This window comes from Mesorhizobium sp. M1A.F.Ca.IN.022.06.1.1 (genome assembly GCF_003952605.1).
Lineage (GTDB): Bacteria > Pseudomonadota > Alphaproteobacteria > Rhizobiales > Rhizobiaceae > Mesorhizobium.
In genome coordinates, this window is record NZ_CP034455.1 from 2,115,974 (window position 1) to 2,139,940 (window position 23,967).

Genomic DNA, 23,967 nt, shown 5'->3' on the forward strand with positions numbered 1-23,967 from the left:
AGCAGGAGCCTGGGGCTTGACCGCGGCGCGGGTAGTTCAGGCAGGCTTACAGAGCGGGAACGCCGGCGGCCGATAGACATCCGCGCTTAACCTTTCATAGCCCGTCTACAAGTTGGTTCCGCCGACGCGCTATATGGAAGCCAAATAATTCAGTAGCTTAGCCGAGAGCATTGATTTTTTCAGAAAGATACGTGTTATACGCGTATGAACCGCCGAACCCATGGTCGGCGCCCTCATGCGCGTGAGACCCCGTTGTGGGCGAGGCTCGCGACTGGCTGCACGATCCTAGCCGGCCTGCTTGCCATTGAGTTTGGTCCCGCCGCGGTAGGCTGCGGCATCAAGGGCAACATCAGCTACAACACTGGCAAGAAGATTATCACGTTCTTGGACAGGAATCTTACTGGGAGACACGCATCAACCTATTGAAGGGCGAGCGGTGGTTTTGTTCAGAGGAAGCTGCACGAAAGGCGGGCGGGCGGGCTTCGAGAGGTTAGTGTCGCGGCAGCTTGCAGATCTGCCCACGGGGCCGCCACGATCGCAAAGTGTGTACAAAAGCGCCCTCTCTGCCGAACTGAACAGTGCTCACGGCCATAGCCTCGGATGAGCCCGACTGGCTTGACCTCTGCATGATGAGAGCAGCTTTTACACCAGGTGCGCAGCACATGTCTTTAACGAACGCATCGTCTTCAAGAATATAGAGAGCAATTCGGAAAACCGAGTAGTTGGCGGCGAAGCTAGGAGAAGGTATACACTACCCTCTTGTTACCCCAGAGTAGAACGTGCAGCTGCGGCAAGACGCGGGCTTCGAACCACCTGTCGCTGGTCACCTTTTCTACCAGCGGTTCCATGCGCATCATATTCCGTCGGACTCGACAGAGACGTCTTCATTACCACGGCGGGGCGGCGTGTGATTGCCGGGTTGCAGACAAACCTCGCCGCGACGTATTTGGGACGAGTGGTGTCGGCACCGAATCCCTATCATTTAGACTAGCCAGCTTGGGGAGCGCCGTCAGACCGCCAGACCGGAAGAGGAGGCTTCGCGCCAACTTGTGCCAAGAATGTTGGACCGTGCGGAACCGCTGGGGCGGCGCTCAACTCTGGCGCAGGATGAAGCGTCGATTGGGTGAATGAATAGGGCGCGCGTTCGACGGGTAGAGTGAGGCAAATCGCTGGATGTCTGCCGGATCAACGTCAACCGGTTCCATCGCCACCATCCACTCGACGTTTTCGGTGCACGGCGGCGTCGTCAGTGAGCCCTCATAAGTCCAATAGCCAAGCGAGGCTGGCAGAAGCCAGTTGGGATTCACCTCGTCGATCGTCACCTCCCCATTCGGCAGTTCGGGAAAGGCCGCAGCAAGGGCAGCAAAGCTGGCATTTGTCGCGCCGGGCGTTAAAAAGACGCCCAGCACGCCCAGAGTACCACTTTGCGTGTCCTTGTGAACGAAATGCACCTCCATCGGGAAGCTCTTGCCCGCCACGTGATGTTCGCTTGGCGCATGGAAATGGAACTGTACCAGTTCGTAGACACGATCGCCGCGGGTCAGCGTGCTGCCTTGTGGCATATTGATTTGAATGGTGTGGCCGTTGTTCACCATATTGCCGCCGCCCTTGTGCCAGCCGATGGCGATATGCGGGATATCCGCCTTGACCGCGCTGTTGATATTGATCGGCGATTGCTGCGTGCCGGCAGAGCATACGAAATTTTCCTTATCCAGATCAGCCCAGTGCTCCGGTCCGACCGGACCGGTGTACCCCCAATGGGCACTGGTCGCTTGGGCGGCTTGAACGCAAATCCGGCATGCGCCGAGCGCAACCAACCCTTTGATCAGGTGACGACGATACATATTACTTTTGCTCCTCTTGCGAACTGATGTTGGTGGCTGCCCTAATGGACGCGTGATGGCCAATCGGCGCGGCCAGTATTGTCCTTTGCAACTGATAGATGCCCGCACGCCTTGGCGTGCTTTCATAAGTGCGGCTGCCGTTTCTCGGCTGGCCGGCTTCTGCAGCCCGCAACGGGGGCAGTTTCAACCAGCTAAACGATAAAAAATTTTAGCAGACCAGCGCTTGACCCCCGCCGCAAAGGCACAGGCGAAGGTGATCACTGCGCGGCTGCCGTTCGCGCCGGAGGCCGCATCGCTATACTTTACACTCGCTGCCCAAGGAGACGCAGGCGACCCCAATACGTTTTCATCGCTACTCCCGACGCAGCCGACCCACGCCACGAAAACGTTGCTATATTTCACGTTGGGCCAATGAGGAAATCGATCTTCTTTATGGAAGGCATTTGCGCAATGGATGCATTCCCATGCTGACAGTCGTGCGTCAGGCCGGACAATGAGATACATCGATAAGAGCTGGACAAGGATGAGGGGATGACGTGCTTGCGACGGAGCAGGTGGGGCGAGAAGGCCAGTTCTTGCGGATTTCAACTTTGCGTGACGACAGCTCATCGGAGTCAAGGTGACACACGCCGGCAGCGGGGTGTCCGGGCGGTTTCCAGCCGCACAATCGCGAGACCGCTGACGCGAACAAAGCTCGGCTGTACTCGGCACGCGAAGAGAGCCTGCCAAGCCGTTGGAGCCCGGCCTTCCGGTGCGACGCAAGCCACAGACTAGACCGCCCTCTTGTTACCCCAAAGCAGAACGTGCAGCTGCGGCAACACGCGGGCTTCGAACCACCTGTCGCTAGTCACCCTTTCGACAAGCCATTCCATTCGCATCATTATTCCGTCCAAGTCGACAGAGGCGTCTTCACTGCCAGGGAGCGGCGGCGTGTGATTGCCGGGTTGCAGATAGATCGGAAGGTGCGGATATCTCGCCGCGACTTCTTTGGCGTAGGCATAGTCACTCTCGTCGAAAACGACGAGCTTGAGCACGATTTGCGGCTTCTCTTGCGCCGCTTCGAGGCATGCATCAAACGCAGCCCAACGGGTCGTCATCTCGCTGGACGGCGGCTTTGGGCTAAGGGTCAGCACGTCAAGATCCGCAAACCACTCCCTCACCACGGAACCCTGCGTTTCCAGTGCAAAACGATAGCCCTCGCGATGGCCTCGTTCTATGAGGGGACCGAACGGCTGAATGGCCGGGTTGCCGCCTGACAAGGAGACCATAACCGGCCTGCCGCCGGAAAGCGCATGGACGGTTTGCCACACGGCATCGATCGGCATCGGTAGCCATTCATGGCGATACTGATTGTCCACCGCGTGAAGGCTGTCGCACCATGAACAGCGATAATCACATCCGCCGGTTCTGATGAACACCGTCGGCAAGCCGATGAGCACGCCCTCGCCCTGGATAGTCGGCCCGAATATCTCGCTCACACGGATTGCGGGATGCATGTCGGTCACGGACGGTATTCCGCCCAAGTTTTCGGTGTTTCGCTAACGCGCACGGCCGCGGTCTGCGGCAGACGTGCCTTGCACCATTCATAGAAATGTCTGGCCAGGCATTCCGCCGTGACCTTCTCATGTCCCAGCACGTCGTTGAGGTGCCGATGGTCGAAGCTCTCGTCAATGTAGCGTTTGAGCGGCGCCAGATCGTGATAGTCGCGCACGAAGCCGTGGGCGTCCAGTTCCTTGGCCGACAGCTCCACTACGACGACATAGTTATGCCCGTGCAGGCGCGCGCATTGATGGTTGGGAGGCAAGGAGGTGAGCTGATGCGAGGCCGAGAAGTGGAATTCCTTGCTGATGTGGAACATTACGCGCGCCTCCTGCGCAGCGCCTCAAGCCAGAAATCGGCGTCCTCGTAGTCGGTGGGATCAGCGTGCCCGGCGAGATGGAACGCTTCGCGCCGCTCGACGCAGGTCCCGCATCGTCCGCAGTGACGCACGCCGCCCTTGTAACAGGACCAGGTCTCAGCAAACGGGGTGCCGTATCTTGCGCCATCCGCAACAATGTCAGCTTTTCCGAGATTCACATACGGTGCATAGAGGCGTATCTGCGCATAGCCGTCGAGCGCGCGGTCTTGCATTGTCTGGAAAGCTTCAATGAAGGCCGGACGGCAATCGGGATAGATGAAATGGTCCCCACCATGCACGGCCGCCGCCACCGCTTCGGCGCTGTGGGCGGCGGCGAGACCGAAGGCGATTGCCAACATGATGGCATTGCGGTTCGGCACCACCGTAATCTTCATCGTGTCTTCGGCGTAGTGGCCGTCCGGCACGTCGATACTGCTAGTCAGCGCTGAGCCGGAAAGGCCACGGCCAATTTCGCCGATGTCGATGATCTGGTGCGGGACCTTCAGTCGCTGCGCGCAAAGAGCGGCGAAGCCCAATTCCTTCCTGTGCCGTTGGCCATAGTCGAAAGATAGAAGGCCGGTGAGTTCGTGCTCCGCTGCCACCATGTGAGCAAGGGAAACGGAGTCCAATCCGCCAGAGCAGACGGCGAGAGTCTTCATCATTGGTATCCTTGTTTTGACCGGGTAAGGCTGCGACCGGAGATTTCTCTGCGCCCCCACTACTCCAGCGACTCAGTTTTGTGAACCGGGAGAATTTGCGCTCAGCCCGATTGGAACGGGAGTGCGTCGCGTCCAACACGCGTGATCAATAAAAGTTGAGCGCTTCAGCAGTTTGTTTCGCATCGCGCCAACTTTCGCAACCTGCTGTCCGATCGTCGACTTCGAGACAAGGTGATGTTCGGCCGACATCGGCTGACTCTTAATTAAGCCGCAGAACACATGTTGGCTTTCTGGCCTTCGCTTGTGCGGTTGGCGAGGGCGACATGGATGCCAGCAAATTTGACATTGGCGACATCCGCCTGGAGAACCCTGCGCGGCGCGATTGAGGCCGCAGGCGAGCCTGCTCTAACTGCCGCCCTACAGTCCCGACTTCAATCCGATTGAGAACGCCTTCGCCCAACCTAAGGCGCTGCTGCGAGCAAAGGCCGAGATAACCATCAAGGCTCTATGGGACTGACGTTGCCCCAGCAGTTTTGAGTTCGTTTCCGGCGTGGGTTGTGCCCTGCTGGGCGGGTGAAGCGACGGGCGCTGGCGCGGAGCCTTTGGCATAGCGCAGCGCGAGCGACCGTCGCGGATTGAAGGTGCTGGCGAACTTGGCCGGGGTCTGCCAGGGGGGAGTGCGGCCGCGCGGTGTTGTAGTCGGCGTGCCACAGGGCGATGGCTACGCGCGCCTGAGCCAGCGAGGTGAACAGCGTCTCGTTGAGCAGTTCATCGCGCAGTCGGCCGTTGAAGCTCTCGATGAAGCCATTCTGCATCGGCTTGCCGGGCGCAATGTAATGCCATTCGACGCGGTTCTGATCCGCCCAGGAGAGGATGGCGTTCGAGGTGAACTCGCTGCCATTGTCGCTGACGATCATCCTGGGCCGGCCCCGCTCGGTGATGAGCCGTCCAATTCGCGGGCAACCCGCATGCCCGAGAGAGACGTATCAACGATGAGTGCGAGGCACTCTCTCGTGCAGTCGTCGACGACGGCCAGGATGCGGAAGCGGCGCCCGTCGGTGAGCTGGTCCGATACGAAGTCGAGCGACCAGCGCTCGTCGGGCCTCAGCGGCACCAGCATCGGCGCCCTGGTCCCGATCGCCCGCTTGCGGCCGCCACGGCGGCGACGGCGAGCTTCTCCTCCCGATAGAGCCGGAACAGCTTCTTGTGGTTCACGACCAGGCCCTCCCGCCTCAGCATCACGAGAAGACGCCGGTAGCCGAACCGGCGACGCTCCTGCGCGATCGGCCTTCATCCGCTCGCGAACCTCGCGGTCGTCCGGCCTGCTGGTCTGGTAGCGAACCGTCATGCGGCAACAGCCGATGGCTTTACACGCCCGCCGTTCGCTCATCCCGAAGCCTTCCTTCAGGCGAGCGACAGCTTTCCGCTTGGCGGCGGGCGTCACCATTTCTTTCCCACAAGGTCCTTCAACGCGGCATTGTCGAGCATGGCGTCGGCCAAAAGCCGCTTCAGGCGCGTGTTCTCGTCCTCCAGCGCCTTCAGGTCGCCGAGCCTCGGTGACATCCATCCCGCCGAAGCGGGCCTTCCAATTGTAGATCGAGGCGTCGCTGACCCCGTGCTTGCGGCACAGATCGCCAACCGATACCCCGGCCTCGTGTTTCTTCAAAATTCCGATGATCTGCTCTTCAGAGAAGCGGCTGCGTTTCATGTCCTGGTCCTCTGGATGGGCCAGAACGAACTTCAAACCGGATTAGATCAGAGGGGCAAGGTCAGGACGCCTCGGCGCGGTTGTCGACCTCTTCACCCCAGCCGAATGTGCCAACTACTTCAAAGCCGCAGGATATGACCTGGATCAGATAGGACGTGCTCCAATGGTTTACACCTGACACAGGAGTCCGGCCCCCACAACCGTTTCGCAATGAGGAGCAGCGCTGCCGCTGCTCCTCCAATCACACGACGGATTCACGATGCGGCAACTCGAGCCATGATTTCGGATCCAATGGCCGATGCGGTGTATAGTGAGGCATCCAGCGGCAAATCCCCAAATGCCAGTTGACACAGAAGATAATTAGCACCTGCCTCTTCCAGCTGATCAAGGAGAGCTTTTCGGACAGAATCTGCCGTTCCCACGACGCACAATTCACTTTCAATTGCTGCATCGAAGTTCAAAGGCAAGTTTGGTGGAGTGGAAATGGCATTTAGTTCGTATAGAAATTTGAAGCTATTGAGCCATCGTTCATAGGCAGGTGCTGCGAGCAAATACGCATCTGTTTCAGAACGCCCTATCACCACCATTCGGAGCAATCCAAGAAATGGCGCTTGCTGGCCAATGTCAGCATCGTGAATTCGGGCGGCGCGGAACGCGTCGGTAACGCTGCGAACAGAAGTGGAAGGTCCGACGCAGGCGATGTTTGCCCCATTCGCAGCGGCCCAGCTAGCCGGCTCGGGTCGATTGGTGGCGATCCATGTCGGCGGACGGGGATATTGGTGAGGTCTCAACGTCAGCGGAACATCTTTCAACTCAAAGTGGCGGCCCTGATAAGAAAGCGTCCCGCCTTTCATCGCATTGATGAGAATCTCACTGGCCTCCGCATACTGTTCTGGTGCTGCTTCTACAGCAACCCCGAAGTATCCCAATTCAGTGGGAGCAGAGCCGCGCCCTATGCCGAGTTCAAGCCTGCCGCCGCTCAACTGATCAAGCATGCAGATCTCCTCGAAGGCACGCAGCGGATGATAGAGCGCAAGTAGCATTACCATGGGACCAACACGAAGACTGCGGGTTCGCTGGGCGACGCTCGCTAAGAACAAATTCGGTGATGGACCTCTGCCATGCGGCGTACAGTGGTGCTCGGCGAGATGATACGCATAAAAGCCATAGCCATCGCACGCTTCTGCTAGGCTCAGCCGATCTGCATATTGTTGTGCGATGTCATCGCCGTTTTCGTCCAGATGATCGAAGATGCCGAAGGTCAGGCCCGAAGCGGAAATTTTCTTCAATTAATTGTTCTCCAAATTACCTATATTTATTCGCTAATCATCATAGCTCACGACATATCATTACTTGATGCTTAATGTGAATCGACTTCATGCTTGTGAGCACCGCGATCCTTCTTAAAGTTCATACAGACGCGTTCGGCGGCAGCAAGGAATTTGTCCATCTGCTCTGTGGTGCCAATGCTGACGCGAATACAGTTCTTCAAATCTACGTCAGGAAAGCTGGCGATGAGGATCGCCTGCTCTTTCAACGCGGCTTGCCAGCATGAGCCCTCCTGTCCCGCCGGCACACGGGCCAGCAAAAAGTTTGCGTGGGAGGGTGTTACGGAAAAGCCAAGTTGCAACAGCGCCAGGGTCACTCGCTGTCGTTCATGCTTGATGTGCCTGTGGTTCTCTTCGTAGGCGTGGCGATGCGCAAGAATGCTTTTCCCGACCGCCTGCCCGATCACGTTCATGTTGAAGACATTCTGGATGTTGCGCAGCCTGCCAATGATTTCTGGGTGACCGAAACCGAAGCCGACTCGCACGCCAGCGGCAGCATAGCTCTTTGAAAAAGTCCTCAAGATCAAAAGATTCGGATGTCTATTGACGAGGCGCAGGGCATTGTCGGGTGCGAAGTCAACGTAGGCCTCATCCAAGACGACCAAGCGATCTGCTTGCTCCACAAGGCGTTCGATTTCGGCCACCGGCACGAATGTTCCGGTCGGATTGTTCGGATTAGCCAACAGAATGAACTTCGCGTCTTTTGCGGGGCCGGACAGCAGTTTTTCTATCGGCAGGGGATGAGCTTCGCTCGATGCGATTTCGAGAAACTCGGCACCCTGCAACATGGCAAGTTTACGGTTGAACGAAAATCCGGGCGACAGCATTGCCACTCTATCTCCTGGGGCGAGGAAAGCTCTGTAGATGAGTCCGAGCAGCTCCGACGAACCGTTGCCGGCAATCACCTGATCTTTGGAAAATCCGTAAGCATCGGAGGCAGCTGCCCTTAAGCTGAGATTGTCGTCTTCCGGATAAAGATACTGGTGTTCGATCGCAGCAATTGCACTTTGCATTACGCTCTTCGGCAACGGAAACGGGTTCTCGTTCGTATTTAGCTTAACGCAGTTTGCATCCGTCGCTGGTCCGTTGGACGAGAGAGCATCTAATTTGCTGGCCACCGGCGAAAAAAGCGAAAGCACGGTCTTCAGTTTTGCATCGCACATGTTCTTCTCCGTTTTTCAGTCCCGCAGGGCATGTGACATGAGGCAATCGTTGATCGTGACTTGATCGACGTTCGGCTATATCAGCGCTGCCTTCCCACCCTGGTGGGGATCGCCGACCACGGTTTGGATTTGACACCGGGAAGCTGTCGAGAACCTGATGACGACCCAACGTTTGGCCGACGGCCGATTCGGCGCAACAGACGGTGTTTCAACATCGCATCGTCCTCAAAGCCGCATGCAGGGCCTGCACGACAGCCCGTCTCCAGCGCCCGCAGATAGGTGGAAGCCGAAGTCTTGCCGAACCTCAGTTGCTCTGCCACCTTGGCCCACCGGACTGCCCTGTTTATGGGTCAGGCGCAGGATATCTCTGACGCTCGTTCGTCTTGCTTGCTTCCGTCTTGGCATGGGCTCTCTCGGTTTGCTGATGAGAGAGCCAAATACCGGCTCATCTGAGCATGAGACGCAGGCCTGACGATATGGAGCGTCGCTGGTGGCGCGCGTAGCCGAGAGGGTTCGCCTCGCTGGCGGGGCATGCAAGACGGCGCACCTCCTTAGCCATCCTGTCCCATCGTCTCAGATCGTGAGGCGCACCTTATAGTCGGTGAGGAGATCTTGCAGGGTCAGGTTACGCCCTAGCGCTTAAGGTTGTTGGTCGCACCGAGCAAGCGCGGGACCTGTCGACGGACAACAGCGGTGCCACTGCCGGCACTAGGTGTGAGCTTTCGAGAGGTTGTCCATTCGGACCGGACCGAGGAGACTGGAGTTACCACGCTTCAGCATCCATCGGAGGGTCCGAATGAACATCCACAAGAATGCCCGTCTCACACCGCTGCGTCGAGAGGAGATGGCGTTATCGGTGATAGAAGGCGCTTTTTCCAAAGCCCATGCGGCGCGCGTCTATGGCGTGTCGGCCAAGATCGTGGCGCGCTGGGTCGAGCGCTATAAGACCAAAGGGCGGGCCGGCATGGTCGACCGCTCGTCGCGGCCCACCGTCATGCCGAGCCTGACCGAACAGTCCGTGGCCGAGCGCATCGCAGCCTTGCGTCGCCAGCGGCTGACCGGCAAGCACATCGCCCATGAGGTCGGCGTCTCGCCCGCCACCGTCAGCCGGGTTCTCAAGCGTGCCGGGCTGTCGCGGCTCAGGGATATCGAGCCGGCCGAACCGGTCCGGCGCTACGAGCGGGAGCATCCCGGCGAGATGATCCATATCGACATCAAGAAGCTCGGCCGCTTCAGCCAAGTCGGCCATCGTATCACCGGCGATCCGCAAAAGGGCAAGTCGCGCGGCGCCGGCTGGGAGTTCGTCCATGTCTGCATCGACGACGCGTCCCGCATCGCCTTCTCGCAAATCCTGCCCGACGAGAAAAAGGAGTGCGCCATCGCCTTCCTCAAGGCCGCGGTCGCCTATTACGCCAGCCTCGGCGTCACGATAGCCCGCGTCATGACCGACAACGGCTCCTGCTACAGATCAAAGGCCTTCGCCAAGGCCTGCCGCGATCTCGGCCTCAAGCACGTCACGACAAGACCCTATACGCCCAAGACCAATGGCAAGGCCGAGCGCTTCATCCAGACAGCACTGCGCGAATGGGCCTACGCCATTGCCTATCCGACATCCGATCATCGTGCCGCCGAACTGCCTGTCTGGCTGCACAGATACAATTGGCATCGTCCACATGGCAGCCTAAAGTCAAAAACGCCTATCAGTCGCCTCGCCCTGATCGAGGACAACCTGTTGAAGCTCCACAACTAGGTCGTCCAGCATCACAGTGAACCGCGTACGTAGTATTTTGTCGTAGGCGGCATTCTGGATAGCCGGATACGGGCTCTTCACCCGCTGCACCACCGATTGCGGGATGATGTCGCGAGAAACATTCACGGATTTCGTGAAAAAAGTGTACCCGCCGAAGAGCCCTACTCGCGGGGGCGGTGCAGCACCACCTCGGTGTCACTGCTCGTGTTCATGCGATGGACTAGGCCGGCCAGCTGTTGACGCAGCTCGCGGTAGTTGTAAGTCTCACCCGTGTAGACGAGCACCAAGTCAGGTCGGCCATCCCCTGGAGCATCCTCGGCTGGCGGCCGCCCTGGATATCGATGATTGCCAGGCGGTGGTGTCCCAGCGCCGCAGGCCCGCCGATCCAAGTCCCCTCGTCGTCCGGACCGTGGTTCGCTATGGTGGCCGTCATATCGGCAAGCTCCCTTCGCGCATCGGGACCTCCGAGGTCTCGATTGAAGTCGATCCATTCACAGATGCCGCACAGGTTATGTCGCCGCATTTGGGCGAAGCAGATATAAGGCCAGTGGGAAACCATCGAGGCAAAGTGACGGATCTAGCCCAGCTACGATCCGCATCCGACATTGTCGGACATCGGACAGCACCGCGATTCGCTGCATAGGAAGCCTGGAGTCGCGATTTCCCCTGGGGGAATCAGCGCATGAAAGGAGAGCTGGGTCGTGTCTGCCGAAATGAGAAATTGCTCCCCCTTATTGCATCACCGAGGAATGTTACCCAGCGCGATAGACGGACATGCCCTATCTCCCCCCGTTGCAGCTGAGGGAGATAGGGGCCAGCTCTTCATTCAACCCTCATGGAGGATGATCAGCCCAGCCATTTCCATGCGCCGGCCTTCACAAGCCGTGCACCATTCAGGTTCTTTTCCTTGAAGCGCGACGATCCTTGTCAGACGTCGCAACACTTGCTGCCGAGAGCACGAGCTCTTCCTCGAGCATGCCTTGATCTGCGCCTCGAACGGCTCGCACATGCTGGGTTTCAACGACTTCGCAGAGGTTGATATTCTGCAGTGACTTCGTCTCGCTGCTGCACGGCATTGACGCTGGGAGCCATGCTCGCGTGGCGCAATTGTGCTGAAGCCGGTGCCCACGGCAACGTTTCTTAACCCGCCCCAGATCCTGGCGTTTGGCTATTTCCGACATTCGTGTCCGGCTTCGGACAAAGGCCGGGTTTGCCGAACGGAGTCGCACCCAATTTCCAGTGCTGCTTGAGCAATAATATCGACCGGCATTACTGCACAACACGAAAGTTGCTGCAAAAACCGAAGTGAACCCAAGGCATCGGGTCAATTGGCATGGCGCTTGCGACTCGGTCGATAGAACGCAGTCAAAATCACGGTTGCAGACCATGCCTACCTCTCAAAGCTCGATAAAGCACGCGAGCAAAATTCCCCGTCTCCGCGGAAGCTCGTCGCCGTTAAACGTGCCTGCTCGGGGGCGGTCTTGCACAAGACCGGTCCGAGGCAACCACGCCAAGGCGCGAGGCTGCCGGAACTGTCGACCGAAGTCGATGCCGCTTCAGTTTAACCGAAAAATGCACCGTACCACTTTGGCCTGGAAGCAAATCAATGACCTATAGAAAGAACGTTCCTCTCGTGACCTTTCGCACGCGTGTTCGCGATGAGTCGATCGGGGGGCCAAATCCTTATCAGTGGGAGAACAAGACCTCCGACGATTATTTCGGGGGCAAGCGCATCATCCTGTTCTCGCTGCCTGGCGCCTTCACCCCGACCTGCTCGACCTTCCAACTGCCCGATTTCGAAAAACTCTATGATCAATTTCTGGAACTGCGAATTGACGCGATCTACTGCGTCTCGGTCAACGATGCTTTCGTCATGAATGCGTGGGGAAAGTCCTTGGGGCTGCAGAAGATCGAGCTGATCCCAGACGGGTCGGGCGAGTTCACGCGCAAAATGGGCATGCTGGTCGCGAAGGACAATCTGGGCTTTGGCATGCGCTCCTGGCGATACGCCGCTCTGATCGACGATGGCGTGGTGGAGCAGTGGTTCGAGGAGGAAGGCTTCTGTGACAACTGCGAGACGGACCCCTATGGCGTTTCATCCCCGCAAAACGTTCTCGACAAATTGAAGGCGGCGGCATGACCCAGAAGTGGAAAGTCTCACACAACCCAAGCACACACTAGAGCCTCCTCGGCAGATCACGGTTCAACATGCATCTCTCAGCAAGCCTGCTTCAACGCCAGAAGCAACGTATGGTCTTATCGCCTCAAGCCATTGAAGCTATTCGCTTGCTGCGATTGACGCATACTGAACTCCATCAGCTCGTGCAGCAGGCACTCGAGAAGAACCCCGTTTTGAAGCCTGACCCGTTTGACGACGATTCGCCGCTGCCAGGGGTGGATCAGCGGAGCAGTCAAAGCAGAAGCGAAATCGGCGAATCGCCCATTGGCGGGCCGTCTGGCGGGCGCGGGCAATGGAAGTCGCAACGCAGTAGCGGCAACGATCGACCTGCCGTCGAGGAGTTTACCGCCCACACCGAAACATTGCACGACCATGTCGCCCGCCAGGTCGCCCTCAACCCGTTCACCCCCCAGGAGCGGCTGATTGCCGGACAGCTCGCCGCTCATCTGGAGGACACTGGCTATCTTCAGGTAAACCTTTTCGATCTGGCCAGGACGTTAAACGTTCGGCAAGCTGATGTGGAACGGGTCATCGGAATCTTGCAGCAATTTGATCCGCCGGGCATTTTTGCGCGAACTCTCAGCGAATGCCTGGAGATTCAGCTGCGCCAGCAAGACCGGTTCGACCCGGCTATGGCAGCTTTGGTCGCCAATCTCGAGATGCTTGCACGGGGGGATTTTCAGGGATTGAAGCAGCGTTGCGGAGTCGACGAGGAGGATCTCCTCGACATGAGGAACGAAATCCGCGCGCTCGATCCCAAGCCTGGAGACCGGTTCCAGTCCGGGACGCCGGAAACCATCGTACCGGACGTCTGGGTAATGCCCAAGTCCGAAGGTGGATGGCGGGTGGAGCTTGATCCGGCCACGCTGCCCAAAGTGTTGATCAACCACACCTATGTCGCCGAAATCTCGCAGCTGACCAAGCAAAATCCGGAAGGCAAAGCGTTTCTCGACAATTGCCAGGAAAAAGGGAACTGGCTGATCAGCAGTCTCAAGCAGCGCGCTAAGACGATCCTTAAGGTTGCGACCGAAATCGTGCGCCAGCAGGATGCCTTTTTTACACACGGCGCCGCCCATCTGCGGCCTCTCTGTCTCAAAAATGTCGCTGACGAGATCGGCATGCACGAGTCGACGGTAAGCCGGGTGACTTCGAACAGGTACATGTTGACTCCGCGCGGGGTGTTCGAGCTGAAGTATTTTTTCGCTGCGCCAATCGCATCCTGCGAGGGCGGCGATGCGCACTCCGCCAAAGCTGTCTGCCATCGGATCAAGGCAATCATAGCCGAAGAATCGCTCGACAAGGTACATTCCGACGAAGACATCGTTGCTCAACTCAAGGAGACCGGCATCGATGTCGCTCGCCGTACCGTCACCAAATATCGCGAGGCGATGAACATCCCTTCCTCCATACGACGGCGCCGCGATAAGCGTTTGTCCGCAGCTGCGATCAAGCGAAGTGACTAACCGACATTCGTGGTCGGCGAGAGGCGACTCTCAACTTCCTCCGGGCCGAAGCAGCTTTCGAAGTCATGGCATTCCCCGCAACTGGGTGCTGTGCATGACGAAAAGCCTTCGGCCTCACACAGCTTGCGGTAAAAGTACTTTTTCCATTTCATGTTTTCTGTGTTGCCTGCCGCCAGCGCGGGAAAATGTCTGGCAAGCAGGCGGCTGAGCTCAGCGCGATTTGAGAGGCCAAGATCCCGCCAAAGATGGTCCGTGCGCATCGCACGCCGGGCGATGATCTTGGCCAAGCGGGCGCTCGCCGGGTCGCCCGGCGCAGCATGCGCTAGCAGCAGCCGGCGCAGCAGCTCCTCTTCCAGTTCCGGCTCGGGCTCGCTCAACTCCTCCAAAGCGAATACGCTGCTGGAGGTAGACGGGAAAGTTGCGGCCAAGACATCACGCAATTCGACAGACGAAAGGCCTGTCCCCTCCGTCGCCAACACCTCGCCCGCCTGGACCTCCTCAAGCGAACGCGAAAGCACGCAGGGCAGCACATGCTGATCGAAGCTCCTCCCTAGCTCGGACCCACGCCATTGCGCGCGTGGATAGGCAGCCATCATCGTAACGGCCGGCTTCAGCTTCCGGCATGACAAAGCGCCTTGTTGACCGCAGGGATGATCTTGTCGCCCCAGAGCTCGATCTGGCGCAGCATCGTCTTTTGGTCGAAGTCGCCCAATTGAGTCTGAACTGCGATCTGGTCCGGTTTCAAGACATCGATCTCTTCCAGCAGGCGATCAATCACGCGATTTACGCTGCCAATCGGCAAATTTTTGCGCATGGTCTCGAAGGACAGATCCTGCTGGGTCGGTGTCTCCTGCAGCAGGTAGCCATCGTGGCTCTGTTGGCGGCGCTGATGCAGGGCTTCAGAAAGCCGGCGCTGGAAGCGGGCATTGTCGAGATAGCTGTTGATCTCCAACTCGTCGTGGCTGGCATAGCAGCAGCGCAGCAGCGATATCTTGACGTCGGTGACGTTCTTTTCCTCGGATGCCGCCGCCCTCTCGACTGATTCACGCAGTGTGGTCAAAGTCTCTAAGCCGTCGTGGAAGGCTGTGACAAAAAAATTGTGCCCCTCGCGGTAGGCCCGAGCCATCCGTGCGGCTCCGCCAGCGATCCAGATAGGCGGCGTCGGCTGCTGGACTGTGCGGACCGAAATCGCTGTTGGGGGGATCTTCTCATACTGGCCGTCGTGTTCGAAGACGTTTTGGTTGAGGCCCTTGAGAATGATGTCCAGGTATTCCGAAAAGACGGCCGGCGCCTCATCGATGTCCACGCCGAACCGTTCGAACTCGAACTGCTGGTATCCCAAGCCTACGCCGAGCTCGAGACGGCCGTTCGCAACGATGTCGGCGAAGCCGATCTCGGACAGCAGGCGCTGCGGTTGGTAAAGCGGCAGCACGCAGACGGCAGTGCCCAGGCGAATCGTGCTTGTCAAGCCGGCGCAGTGCGCCACCATCATCAGCGGGGATGGTATGAGGCTGTAATTGTTGAAGTGGTGCTCAGCAAACCACGCGGTGTTGAACCCAGCCTGCTCCGAAGCGACGGCCTGTTCGATGGAGTTGCGGATGACGCTTTCTGAGGATTGGTGATAGCCACGCTGGGCGGCCAGAATGAAAGTGGCAAATTCCATGATTTCTCCTCGTTATAGACACGTCAGCCGACCGGGAATGTGCTCGGCATGCGCATGCTTGGATCTCAAGCACCTCGGGTGCGTCGTGGAGCCGAGGCTTCATAATGCTCGGCCGGTCGCCCTGCGAATGCCTGGCAATTAACCTGCGGCCTCCGCAAAACATTCGTCATAGAGTTCGCTGGCGTTTCCCGCATCACCGAACGAGGTCCAGCCGCCGTCCACGTAGAGGATCGAGCCGTTGATGTATGAGGCGTCAGACGAAGCAAGGAAGAACGATGCATCTGCGACGTCTTCTGGCCGTCCCATCCTGCCCATGGGGATGCGTCGTCCGATTGCTGCCAGGTCGATGCGGCCGGCTTTGGCCAACTGAGCAAGTGCGGGCGTGCGGATGTGGCCAGGAGCGACGGTGGCTGTCCGAATTCCGACCGGGCCGAGTTCGGCCGCCATGCAACGGGTCAGCATATCCATCCCCGCCTTGGAGGCGCCGTAGGCATGGCGCGGCGCGAACGGCAGAAAGCTGTCGATCGACCCGAGATTGAGGATCACGCCGCCCGGGCGCATAGCCTTGATCGCTTCGCGCGCGCAGGTGAAGGCGCCGGTAAGGTTGACATCCAGGACGTGTTCGAGCTGTTTCGACAGTTGCTCGATCGCAGGCACAATCCTGTCGGCGGTATCAGCACTATTGACCAGAACATCGATATACCCGAAGCGTCGCCTCAGCTCTTCGAACATCGACACCACATCGCTCTCGACGGCCACGTCCAGCGATTTCGCCAGATGCTTGCCGGGGAGCGATGTAGCCAGCTCTGCCGCTGCAGTGCCATCTTTATCAGCAATCACGACGGTGTCGCCGTTCGCGGCAAAGCGGCGAGCGACGGCCGCGCCAATGCTTTTTGCGCCACCGGTGACGAGCACGATTCGCGCATCTGTGCATTCGGCCGGACAGGAGAGCTCGGCTTGGAGCGCACTATCCACCGGCGGGTGAGCATCCCCCGGCTGGTTGAATGACATCCAGCCTCCGTCGACTGCCAGCACCGAGCCGGTGATGTAGCGCGCCTGCGTGCTGCTCAGAAAACGCACGACCCTGGCGATCTCGTCGGGGCGAGCCAAGCGCCCCATCGGCACGCGGCGGCGTATCGCCGCGAGGTCCATTTTGCCGGCGCGTGCCAGTTCTGTGACCATTGGGGTGCGGACGGAGCCCGGCGCCACCGCCGTGACGCGGATTCCTCGCATAGCCCACTCGCACGCAAGGGACTTTGTCAACGAGATCACGCCAGCTTTCGAGGCTGCGTAGGCGTTGCGCCTGGGATTGCCGACCACGCCCGCCATCGAAGCCACATTGACGATCGCACCGCCCGGCCTCATGCGCCGCGCCGCTTCCCGGGCCATAACGAATGGCCCAATAAGGTTCACTGTCACGCCGCGTCGGAAGGTATCGACAGCGGTGTCGATGATCCTATCCATCGTGGGTCCAACCGCCGCATTGTTGATGAGGACATCGATTTGCGCGAACCGTGCTTCGACCTGGCCGAAAAGTGAGAGCATGTCCTTCTCTCGCGACACATCGCACTCCAGACCGACGTGCGGCGACCCGAGATCCCGAGCCAGTTCAACCACACCACTGCCCGGAAGGTCCACCGCAACTACAGTGTCTCCGTCCGCGGCAAGGATATCGACCAGGGCACGGCCGATCCCGCCCGCGGCGCCTGTGATGATTACGGTGCGTGCTGCCAGTTTCACGAGAGCTTCTCCACGATGACCGCTTGTGATCTCAGCCCATCGACCTTGGGCGGAATGAAGGGTCGAGCCAAATCGTTGCAGTGACCGCCAGTTGCGGCCCCACACAGATCTCAATCCCGCAAGGCGCTCATCCTCCATTTCTACCCACTTATGCAGCTCCCAGTTGGGGACCCTCGACGCCATCTTGGTCGGTGGGGATGTGACGCTTGAGCAGCTGGTAGATGGGATCGTCTGGATGTGGTGCTCCAATCGGCTGTCGCCGGCCGAACCTATCTGCCTCAAGAATCGCTGGCGGGATTTGCTCCTCAACCCAATCGTAGACGACTGTCCGTTCCGCAATTCGCCACTCGTCCTGCCTCTTCTGAAACAGATCGCAGTAACGGCCGCAAAGCAGCGTCTGACGTATTTCTTGGTCTGTATCCGGTCCGCGTTGCAGCGCGGTGAAATAGCTCTCGACCGCGGCCTCTGCTGAACTGATGAAGTCGATCAGGCTGTTCGTGATTTGATGGATGTTACGCTGCCCCGGCAGACCGAGAGCAAATTGGATGAAGTCCTCTGCCGGTCCGCAATAGGGACCGTGCCTGTCATACGCTTCGGGCCAGTATGCGCTACGCAGCGCCGCCTCATCGGCGCGGTCTATCCCGCGGCAGTACCGATACAGGCAGTTGCGGATCGCCTCTCGGTCACGCAGTTCGGTAATTTTCGCGTGGTCGACAGGTTCTGTCGCGAATTGTATGATTGTTTTGTCCTTCCCGACGCCAGTCTGCACTTTGCGTGTGTCTCTCTCTACAATTGAGTTAGCGGGGGGCTCGTCAACTTCCAGAGCTTGTTCGGGGCAGGCTCTTACCCCTTGTGAGGCAAGCAGTTGCTCCCCATCGGCAACATCAATATCACCGGGCAAGATGTAGCCGTCGTCATCAAGCTTGAAGACTCTCGGCGCCCGCGCCAAGCAGCGCGCATGACCCTGGCATCTGGCTTTGTGTACGATGACACGCATAGCGAACTCCAATGTCGTTGGCGGAAACTTCAGGACCAGTCCAGGATCAGATTCTCGATCCCGAACACATGGCCGCCGAAGGTGATGGGTTCAGTCCCTGTCTTGATCCGAAAGGCTGGGATGCGCGCCAGCCACTCCTCCAGGCCAATGACAATCTCCCGCCGGGCAAGGTGTGAGCCAAGACAACGATGGGGACCATAGCCAAAGGCAGCGTGCCGGTTGTCCTCGCGCGCCAGATCGATCTCATTCGGGTATTCGAATTCCGCCGGGTCACGATTGGCAATCATCGTGGCACAGGAAACATAGTCTCCCTTGCGGATCGGCGCGCCTTTGAAGTCGACATCCTTCGTTGCCACTCGGATCATCTGAATGGTCGAATAGGCGCGCAGCAATTCTTCCGCGGCGACGGCAATCCGGTCCGGTTCGCTTCGTAGCAATTCCTGATCTTTGGGGTTGCGCGCGAGATGGGCCAAGTCGAAGCATATGGCTGCTGAGACCGTGTCGAGCCCCGCGACGAACACAAGCACGCCGATGCCACGGACTTCTTCGTCACTGAGCAGACGGCCCTCGACCTTTGCCTTCACGATGAAGGTCATGAAATCATCGACCGGCTCCTTGCGGCGCTCGGTGGCAAGTTCGTCGATGAAGGCCACGATCGTCCGGGCTGCGGGTGGTCGTTGCTCCTTATCGCCGTGGAGCAGATCTCTAGCCCAGCCGACAAATGTTTCTAGTCCGTCGTCCGAAAGCCCAATAAAGCGAAGGAAGATATTGACCGCGAACGGAACTGCAAAATCCTTCATGATGTCGCAGCTCGTGCCTGATGCGGCGATCCTGTCGATCAGCTTGATCGCTCGTTCCCGGACAGCCGGCTCCAATGCCATTACCCGCTTTGGCGAAAGCAGCGGATTGAGCAGTGAGCGAAAAACACCGTGGAATGGCGGATCGAGCTCAAGCGGGATCATCGGCCAGCTCTCGCCGAGCACAGAGGCGAAGATGCTGCGATGGCTGGAAAACGTTTCGGTGTCCTGCAGCACCCGGCGCTGGTCGCTCGCGCGAGTGATGACCCAGGTACCCCGACCGTCGCGCGTGTTGCTGGTTGAATAAAAGATCGGAGGCCCGGCATGAACGCAAGCAACCGCTGCATGCGGATCCCGTCCCGCACAGCCCACGTCGCTGGCCCCATTGGCGGGATTCCCCGTTGGGTCGCAACATGCCGGGCGAGAAACAGGTGAAGTCCCTCACCTTTCGGCGGGACATGATCTGGAACCGCCGCGATTTAACCGCGCCAGAATCGAGAGACCGTTCATGAGATGCTGTCGGCATTTGCATGCAATCGTTGGTGCAAGCTCCGTGCCGAATTCGTCTTTCGATAATCCTTGCCGTTTGCTGGGCAACAGGTGGCGCCTGTGCTGACTTACTGGTCGGGATTGCAACATTCTTGTCCAGCGTCGGACACAGATGTAGAAAGCTAGACCACCTTCTGTCGTTGATGGCACGGTACTTGCGCAGTCATTCGCAGACGCGTCACGGACCGAGAGTGTCGTCCCATGAATTCAATCACCAAAAAGGCCGCCCGACGTTGCTGGGACCGCCTGCAATTACCTTATCCCAGAATTGGGAGCAACGGCTTCAAAAGGGATAACTCATCACCTCAATTCTGTCGATCGCGCGGCCATCGAACCGCAGCCATCGATCAGACTTCCGCCTCGTTGCACTCATTGCGACCGCCTTGGTGCTTGCGACGACCGCTCAATTCTGGCTGCCAGGATAACCGCATATGGCGACGGAACTTCCTGCTTCAAAGCAATATAGAGATCGTCGATCATCCCCCCATCAAGGCCTCGATCGAGGACACCGCGTTCGGCTTGCTTGGTTCGCAGTGAACAGGCCGCACTTCGACGGATGCGATCGATGCGACCGCTGCAGAAAACCTCGCTCCACGCCCGGATTGTCGACGGTTGTGTCCGTCGGCCCTCCGATGAGGCCTCGGATGCGTGGGCGCCGAGGCCTCGACTGAGGCCGACTGGCCGCCGCCGGAAGGTCTAGCGGCTTTGATCCCCGGCGATATAGCCACCCCTGCTGCAACAGCTCCTAGCTGGAGAACTCATTCATGACCGAATCGGCGACAGATTTAGTGGACGCGGCTCTGTTCGACCGAGATCGGCTTGACCCAGAAGTCCTATCAACGTCTGGCCCCGTGCGCATTTCGCTTCCTCGGCACCTTCGGGCTTGTGACGGCAGAGTTTCTGCCCGCCAGCGTTCTGACACCGCTCGCGCATGATCTCGGTATCAGCACGGGCACGGCTGGACAGGCGCTAACAGCGACCGCAATCGTCGCGGCGATCTCGGCACCGACAATGGCCATCGTGACAAAGCGTCTGGACCGCAGGGTCGTCATCTGGGCGATGACGCTGCTGCTGATCCTGTCGAACGTTCTGGCGGAGGTTGCGGGGTCGCTGCCGGTGTTGCTGGCGGCACGCGTCGTCCTCGGCATATCGCTCGGTGGTTTTTGGTCAATTTCGGCAGCGTTGGCAATGCGGCTGGTTCCAAGTCACCTCATGCCGCGCGCCATGTCGATCATCCTCACCGGCGTTTCTGTCGCCTCCGTCTGCGCGGCTCCAATCGGCGCTTATGTCGGTGACATTTGGGGATGGCGAGCCTCGTTCAAGGTCGCCGCAATCGTGAGTGCCGTTGCGCTGCTCGTGCAACTCGTAACCATTCCGCCACTGCCTCCGATCGAAGTGCGCAGATTCCGCAGTCCGCTGGATGTCGCGAAGAATCCGACGATGAAGGTTGCGGTCCTAGTCGTGCTATTGGTCGCTTCCGGCCATTTTGCCAGCTTCGCCTACATCCGCGACTTTCTCGAGAGCGTTCCTCCGCTCGACAAGAAGTCGATCCCGCTCGTGTTCCTTGCTTCTGGCACGGCCGGCGTCTTCGGCAATTTAGCGGGCGCATTCCTCACCAAACACAGTCTCAAGGCAGTCGCGGCCCTGCCGCCCCTGCTCATTGCCGTAGCCGCTGTCTCGCTCCTGACTATGGGAGCATCGGCCTTGACCTCGGCAATTGCAGTTGCCGTATGGGGCTTTGCTTTTGGCGCGGTCCCGGTCGGATTGCAGACCTGGATGGTGCTGCGCGCCGCTCCGAAACAGGCCGAGAGCGCTGGTGTACTGATGGTCATAGCCTTCCAAGTGGCGATCGCAGCCGGCACAACTTTCGGTGGCCTATTGGTGGATCACACGGGCATTGCCAGTGTCTTTCTCTACAGCGCGGTTGCCACGTTCCTCGCTGTCTTGACAGTATTTCTGCTCGGCCCGAACCGCAACAGCTGACCGCCTGGTGGGGAGTGACGACGGTCGGTGGCGTTAACGCTATTGTCACCTCTGAGCTCGGCCAAAGGCCGCGGCTTCGTCGTAACCATGCCTTCGATGGGGCAGCGCCAAATTGCTACCTGCTCATCGCGTTATGACAATACAGCGCGCTTATTGCGTCATCGTGTTCCCGATCTCGGCTTCAATGCCCGGCTACTCGCTGCGGAGGCAGATGGGCGCCGGCGTCCCACCGACAACGATCGGTCTTTCTCATGTAGCTGTTCTCATGTAGCTGTCGGGGAAACGCGGCAGGTTTTCCGCCAGAACCCGCCAGTCGTCGCGCTCGCGTTCGCCTTCCTTGCGCGCACCGAACAACTGGATGATCATCTTGCCGTCGGACCCATATGCTTCGAGCGAGGTGACGTGACTGTCATTGGTCGGCTTGCGCACGGCCCAAACCTCACGGATTTGGTGGCTCCTGAGATGCAGCCGGAAGGTTTCGTCCAGCACATAGATGCACGGCCCGATCTGCTTGACCGACTTGATTAAGCCGGAATGGGTCTGGATAGAGCCTCGGTTGCCGACGAAGCACATGATCGGCAATTCGTCTTCGGCCGCACGCTGGAGCACGGCGCCAACTGCAGCATTGTCGAGCAGCCAAGCGTAATCCTGGCCTACCATGCGCAAAGCCTGGCAGCGGCTGAGCTTGAGCGTCTTCAGAAGGTTGACGTCAGTCAGCCGGCTCCAGTGCTCGCGTAGGTCGTCCACCGTGCCGGCCCGGTCCGCAGTCCTCGCGCCCAGGTCGGCTACTCTCGCCTTAAGCGACATGGTCGGCTCCTGGTTGGCGGATACGAGCTCGGCCACCAGCTTTCGATAGGCATGAAGGTTGGAGACCGGCCTGAGATGCACCTTATGCACTGCTGCGCCGGCGGCGTCGAAGAATTGCAAACTGCGCTGGATTCCGCCGCGATGGCGCCTTTCAACAGCGAAACCATACCTCCAAGCCTGCGGGAAGACGCGAAGGTCGAATTCGTCACCAAGGACCATGGCGTGATTGTTGCCGGTTATCACTTTGTTGAAGACGCCAATCTTTTCGTGCACGGCACCTTGATTGCGGGTCAGCGCCGTCACTTCGCCCACGAATTCGAGGCCCGTCAGCAGGTGATTGACGCGCGGGTCGATGCGTGCCGCGCCGAAACCGCAATGGGCCGCGACCAGTTCCGCTTCCGAAATGCCCAATTGGGCGGCGAAATCACGCGCGGGAATGCTCGGACAGACTTCCCACGCACGCCGGATTTCGTTGGGCGACCGCTTCTTGCGCTGATCCATGTTTTTAACCCCGCCCCGTTCTTCTTTTGACGATCGGTCGAAAAAAGGGCCTCAGGGGTGTGCACGGCGGACGCGATTGATCGTCAGGCACACGCCAGTCGAATCCTGTCTCCGGGCGGTCAGCGGCCAATCGCCGGTAGAGAGCGATTGTTGGGTGGTCGGCGCCAATCGGCCGATCGAGCATTCGGGTTCCACCGGCGGTGCTGCTTTCCCACACAAGGCGGGTCTGAGGGAGGAGCGACATATTGCTTCCTTCGTTCTTCGATTGCGAGGGCAACCCAAAGGTGAATCGGCCGGCAATTTTGCCGCCGCAACGAAGGCTCTCAAAAGTCGTGCCAGTTGCTCCGCGGCAAGCTCTGAACATCTTTGGCTCTGTTCATTGCTTTACGCGTGAGTGCATCGCGAACTCAGGCGCCCCTCCTGTGACGCGGACGCGACAAACCCGACAGTAAGTGTCGGTTGTCGGACGTCTCCCCAGCAATCGAGCATAGAGACGTCGGGATGTCCTACCGTTTTTACACACGTCTTCCCTTTGGCACGGTTCATGCGAGATGATCCGCGAAAACGTCACGGACCGAGGAGAAATCGAGCCATGATTACGCTCACCGACAACGCTGTTGCCGCCATCAAGGCCGCTCTTTACCGCGCCAGCGAGCCGGCGGAAGGATTTCGCATCATGGTCCATGCCGGCGGCTGCGCCGGCTTCCAATACTCAATGGGCCTGGAGAGCGTCTCACATGAGGGCGATACGATCATCGAGCGAGATGGGCTCAAGGTGTTCATGGATAGAGGCTCCCAACCCCATGCCGCCGGCATGACCGTCGACTTCGTCACAGGGCTCGAAACATCCGGCTTTGTTTTCGATAACCCCAATGCGCAGGAGAAGTGCAGCTGCGGCAAGTCCTGCAAATGATTGCAGGGGAACAGGCTATGTTCGAC

At 59.0% G+C, this 23,967-nt stretch carries 15 protein-coding genes and 6 pseudogenes; 6 read left to right on the forward strand and 15 right to left on the reverse strand.

What is annotated here, in order from left to right; translation table 11 throughout:
- Positions 1 to 734 precede the first annotated feature (734 nt).
- The 5 genes and pseudogenes from EJ078_RS30330 to queC form a co-directional block, all read right to left on the reverse strand.
- Positions 735 to 931, reverse strand: a pseudogene (locus tag EJ078_RS30330) (7-carboxy-7-deazaguanine synthase QueE); the annotation flags it as partial.
- Positions 932 to 1,091: 160 nt separating this feature from the next.
- A complete protein-coding gene (locus tag EJ078_RS10040) occupies positions 1,092 to 1,844 on the reverse strand; it encodes a carbonic anhydrase (protein WP_063169372.1) in 753 nt (250 codons plus the stop codon).
- Positions 1,845 to 2,614: 770 nt separating this feature from the next.
- Positions 2,615 to 3,340, reverse strand: coding sequence for a 7-carboxy-7-deazaguanine synthase QueE (gene queE / locus EJ078_RS10045; protein ID WP_164548811.1), 726 nt, complete (start codon positions 3,338 to 3,340; stop codon positions 2,615 to 2,617).
- Positions 3,341 to 3,345: 5 nt separating this feature from the next.
- Positions 3,346 to 3,702 carry a 6-carboxytetrahydropterin synthase QueD gene (gene queD / locus EJ078_RS10050; RefSeq protein WP_063169374.1) on the reverse strand — a complete coding sequence of 119 codons (357 nt, stop codon included), beginning with the start codon at positions 3,700 to 3,702 and terminating at the stop codon, positions 3,346 to 3,348.
- Positions 3,702 to 4,400, reverse strand: coding sequence for a 7-cyano-7-deazaguanine synthase QueC (queC, locus tag EJ078_RS10055; protein WP_063170389.1), 699 nt, complete (start codon positions 4,398 to 4,400; stop codon positions 3,702 to 3,704). The genes queD and queC overlap by 1 nt, the downstream gene beginning before the upstream one ends.
- A 369-nt stretch (positions 4,401 to 4,769) precedes the next feature.
- Here queC and EJ078_RS10060 point away from each other — a divergent pair.
- Positions 4,770 to 4,911, forward strand: a pseudogene (locus EJ078_RS10060) (transposase); the annotation flags it as partial.
- Here the strand turns inward: EJ078_RS10060 and EJ078_RS10065 are convergent.
- The 3 genes and pseudogenes from EJ078_RS10065 to hisC form a co-directional block, all read right to left on the reverse strand.
- Positions 4,906 to 6,108 (reverse strand): annotated as a pseudogene (locus EJ078_RS10065) (IS3 family transposase). The pseudogenes EJ078_RS10060 and EJ078_RS10065 sit on opposite strands and share 6 nt — an antisense overlap.
- A gap of 254 nt (positions 6,109 to 6,362) precedes the next feature.
- Positions 6,363 to 7,397 carry an LLM class flavin-dependent oxidoreductase gene (locus EJ078_RS10070; protein WP_063169375.1) on the reverse strand — a complete coding sequence of 345 codons (1,035 nt, stop codon included), beginning with the start codon at positions 7,395 to 7,397 and terminating at the stop codon, positions 6,363 to 6,365.
- A 71-nt stretch (positions 7,398 to 7,468) separates the two neighbouring features.
- Positions 7,469 to 8,599: a histidinol-phosphate transaminase gene (gene hisC / locus EJ078_RS10075; protein ID WP_063169376.1), complete on the reverse strand. Its 1,131-nt coding sequence runs from the start codon at positions 8,597 to 8,599 to the stop codon at positions 7,469 to 7,471.
- A 796-nt stretch (positions 8,600 to 9,395) separates the two neighbouring features.
- On the opposite strand from hisC, the gene EJ078_RS10080 reads away from it, so the two are divergent.
- The 3 genes from EJ078_RS10080 (at position 9,396) to rpoN (ending at position 13,991) form a co-directional block, all read left to right on the forward strand.
- Positions 9,396 to 10,349 carry an IS481 family transposase gene (locus tag EJ078_RS10080; protein ID WP_063169377.1) on the forward strand — a complete coding sequence of 318 codons (954 nt, stop codon included), beginning with the start codon at positions 9,396 to 9,398 and terminating at the stop codon, positions 10,347 to 10,349.
- A gap of 1,606 nt (positions 10,350 to 11,955) precedes the next feature.
- Positions 11,956 to 12,489 (forward strand): peroxiredoxin, encoded by a 534-nt coding sequence (locus tag EJ078_RS10090; RefSeq protein ID WP_063169380.1) that lies wholly within the window; start codon positions 11,956 to 11,958, stop codon positions 12,487 to 12,489.
- A gap of 68 nt (positions 12,490 to 12,557) precedes the next feature.
- The gene (rpoN, locus tag EJ078_RS10095) at positions 12,558 to 13,991 is read left to right on the forward strand and encodes an RNA polymerase factor sigma-54 (protein ID WP_063169381.1); all 1,434 of its coding nucleotides are present in this window, start codon (positions 12,558 to 12,560) and stop codon (positions 13,989 to 13,991) included.
- Here the strand turns inward: rpoN and EJ078_RS10100 are convergent.
- From EJ078_RS10100 to EJ078_RS10120, 6 genes and pseudogenes are all read right to left on the reverse strand, one after another.
- The gene (locus EJ078_RS10100) at positions 13,988 to 14,587 is read right to left on the reverse strand and encodes a nitrogen fixation protein NifQ (RefSeq protein WP_127315236.1); all 600 of its coding nucleotides are present in this window, start codon (positions 14,585 to 14,587) and stop codon (positions 13,988 to 13,990) included. The two genes, rpoN and EJ078_RS10100, sit on opposite strands and share 4 nt — an antisense overlap.
- A gap of 14 nt (positions 14,588 to 14,601) precedes the next feature.
- Entirely contained in the window at positions 14,602 to 15,654 is a 1,053-nt protein-coding gene (locus EJ078_RS10105; RefSeq protein ID WP_091599492.1) for an LLM class flavin-dependent oxidoreductase, read from the reverse strand.
- 138 nt (positions 15,655 to 15,792) lie between these two features.
- Positions 15,793 to 17,394: an SDR family oxidoreductase gene (locus EJ078_RS10110; protein ID WP_091599495.1), complete on the reverse strand. Its 1,602-nt coding sequence runs from the start codon at positions 17,392 to 17,394 to the stop codon at positions 15,793 to 15,795.
- Positions 17,395 to 17,542: 148 nt separating this feature from the next.
- Complete coding sequence (locus tag EJ078_RS10115; RefSeq protein ID WP_236378846.1) at positions 17,543 to 18,130, reverse strand: nuclear transport factor 2 family protein; 588 nt, start codon at positions 18,128 to 18,130, stop codon at positions 17,543 to 17,545.
- 138 nt (positions 18,131 to 18,268) lie between these two features.
- Positions 18,269 to 18,391 (reverse strand): annotated as a pseudogene (locus EJ078_RS30335) (ferredoxin); the annotation flags it as partial.
- A 29-nt stretch (positions 18,392 to 18,420) separates the two neighbouring features.
- Positions 18,421 to 19,648, reverse strand: a pseudogene (locus tag EJ078_RS10120) (cytochrome P450).
- An 853-nt stretch (positions 19,649 to 20,501) separates the two neighbouring features.
- Here EJ078_RS10120 and EJ078_RS10125 point away from each other — a divergent pair.
- A pseudogene (locus EJ078_RS10125) lies at positions 20,502 to 21,720 on the forward strand (MFS transporter).
- A gap of 249 nt (positions 21,721 to 21,969) precedes the next feature.
- Here EJ078_RS10125 and EJ078_RS10130 read toward each other — a convergent pair.
- Positions 21,970 to 23,028 (reverse strand): ChuX/HutX family heme-like substrate-binding protein, encoded by a 1,059-nt coding sequence (locus tag EJ078_RS10130; RefSeq protein ID WP_091599505.1) that lies wholly within the window; start codon positions 23,026 to 23,028, stop codon positions 21,970 to 21,972.
- Between the two features lie 592 nt (positions 23,029 to 23,620).
- On the opposite strand from EJ078_RS10130, the gene EJ078_RS10135 reads away from it, so the two are divergent.
- Positions 23,621 to 23,941 carry an iron-sulfur cluster assembly accessory protein gene (locus tag EJ078_RS10135; RefSeq protein WP_091599508.1) on the forward strand — a complete coding sequence of 107 codons (321 nt, stop codon included), beginning with the start codon at positions 23,621 to 23,623 and terminating at the stop codon, positions 23,939 to 23,941.
- Positions 23,942 to 23,967 lie beyond the last annotated feature (26 nt).

What these genes read in the sequence shown, in the direction of transcription:
- EJ078_RS10040 (WP_063169372.1), bottom strand. Translation starts at nt 1,844, where the DNA reads ATGTATCGTCGTCACCTGATCAAAGGGTTGGTTGCGCTCGGCGCATGC.
- rpoN (WP_063169381.1), top strand. Translation starts at nt 12,558, where the DNA reads ATGCATCTCTCAGCAAGCCTGCTTCAACGCCAGAAGCAACGTATGGTC.
- EJ078_RS10100 (WP_127315236.1), bottom strand. Translation starts at nt 14,587, where the DNA reads ATGATGGCTGCCTATCCACGCGCGCAATGGCGTGGGTCCGAGCTAGGG.
- EJ078_RS10130 (WP_091599505.1), bottom strand. Translation starts at nt 23,028, where the DNA reads ATGGATCAGCGCAAGAAGCGGTCGCCCAACGAAATCCGGCGTGCGTGG.
- EJ078_RS10105 (WP_091599492.1), bottom strand. Translation starts at nt 15,654, where the DNA reads ATGGAATTTGCCACTTTCATTCTGGCCGCCCAGCGTGGCTATCACCAA.
- queE (WP_164548811.1), bottom strand. Translation starts at nt 3,340, where the DNA reads ATGCATCCCGCAATCCGTGTGAGCGAGATATTCGGGCCGACTATCCAG.
- EJ078_RS10135 (WP_091599508.1), top strand. Translation starts at nt 23,621, where the DNA reads ATGATTACGCTCACCGACAACGCTGTTGCCGCCATCAAGGCCGCTCTT.
- queD (WP_063169374.1), bottom strand. Translation starts at nt 3,702, where the DNA reads ATGTTCCACATCAGCAAGGAATTCCACTTCTCGGCCTCGCATCAGCTC.
- EJ078_RS10090 (WP_063169380.1), top strand. Translation starts at nt 11,956, where the DNA reads ATGACCTATAGAAAGAACGTTCCTCTCGTGACCTTTCGCACGCGTGTT.
- queC (WP_063170389.1), bottom strand. Translation starts at nt 4,400, where the DNA reads ATGAAGACTCTCGCCGTCTGCTCTGGCGGATTGGACTCCGTTTCCCTT.
- hisC (WP_063169376.1), bottom strand. Translation starts at nt 8,599, where the DNA reads ATGTGCGATGCAAAACTGAAGACCGTGCTTTCGCTTTTTTCGCCGGTG.
- EJ078_RS10080 (WP_063169377.1), top strand. Translation starts at nt 9,396, where the DNA reads ATGAACATCCACAAGAATGCCCGTCTCACACCGCTGCGTCGAGAGGAG.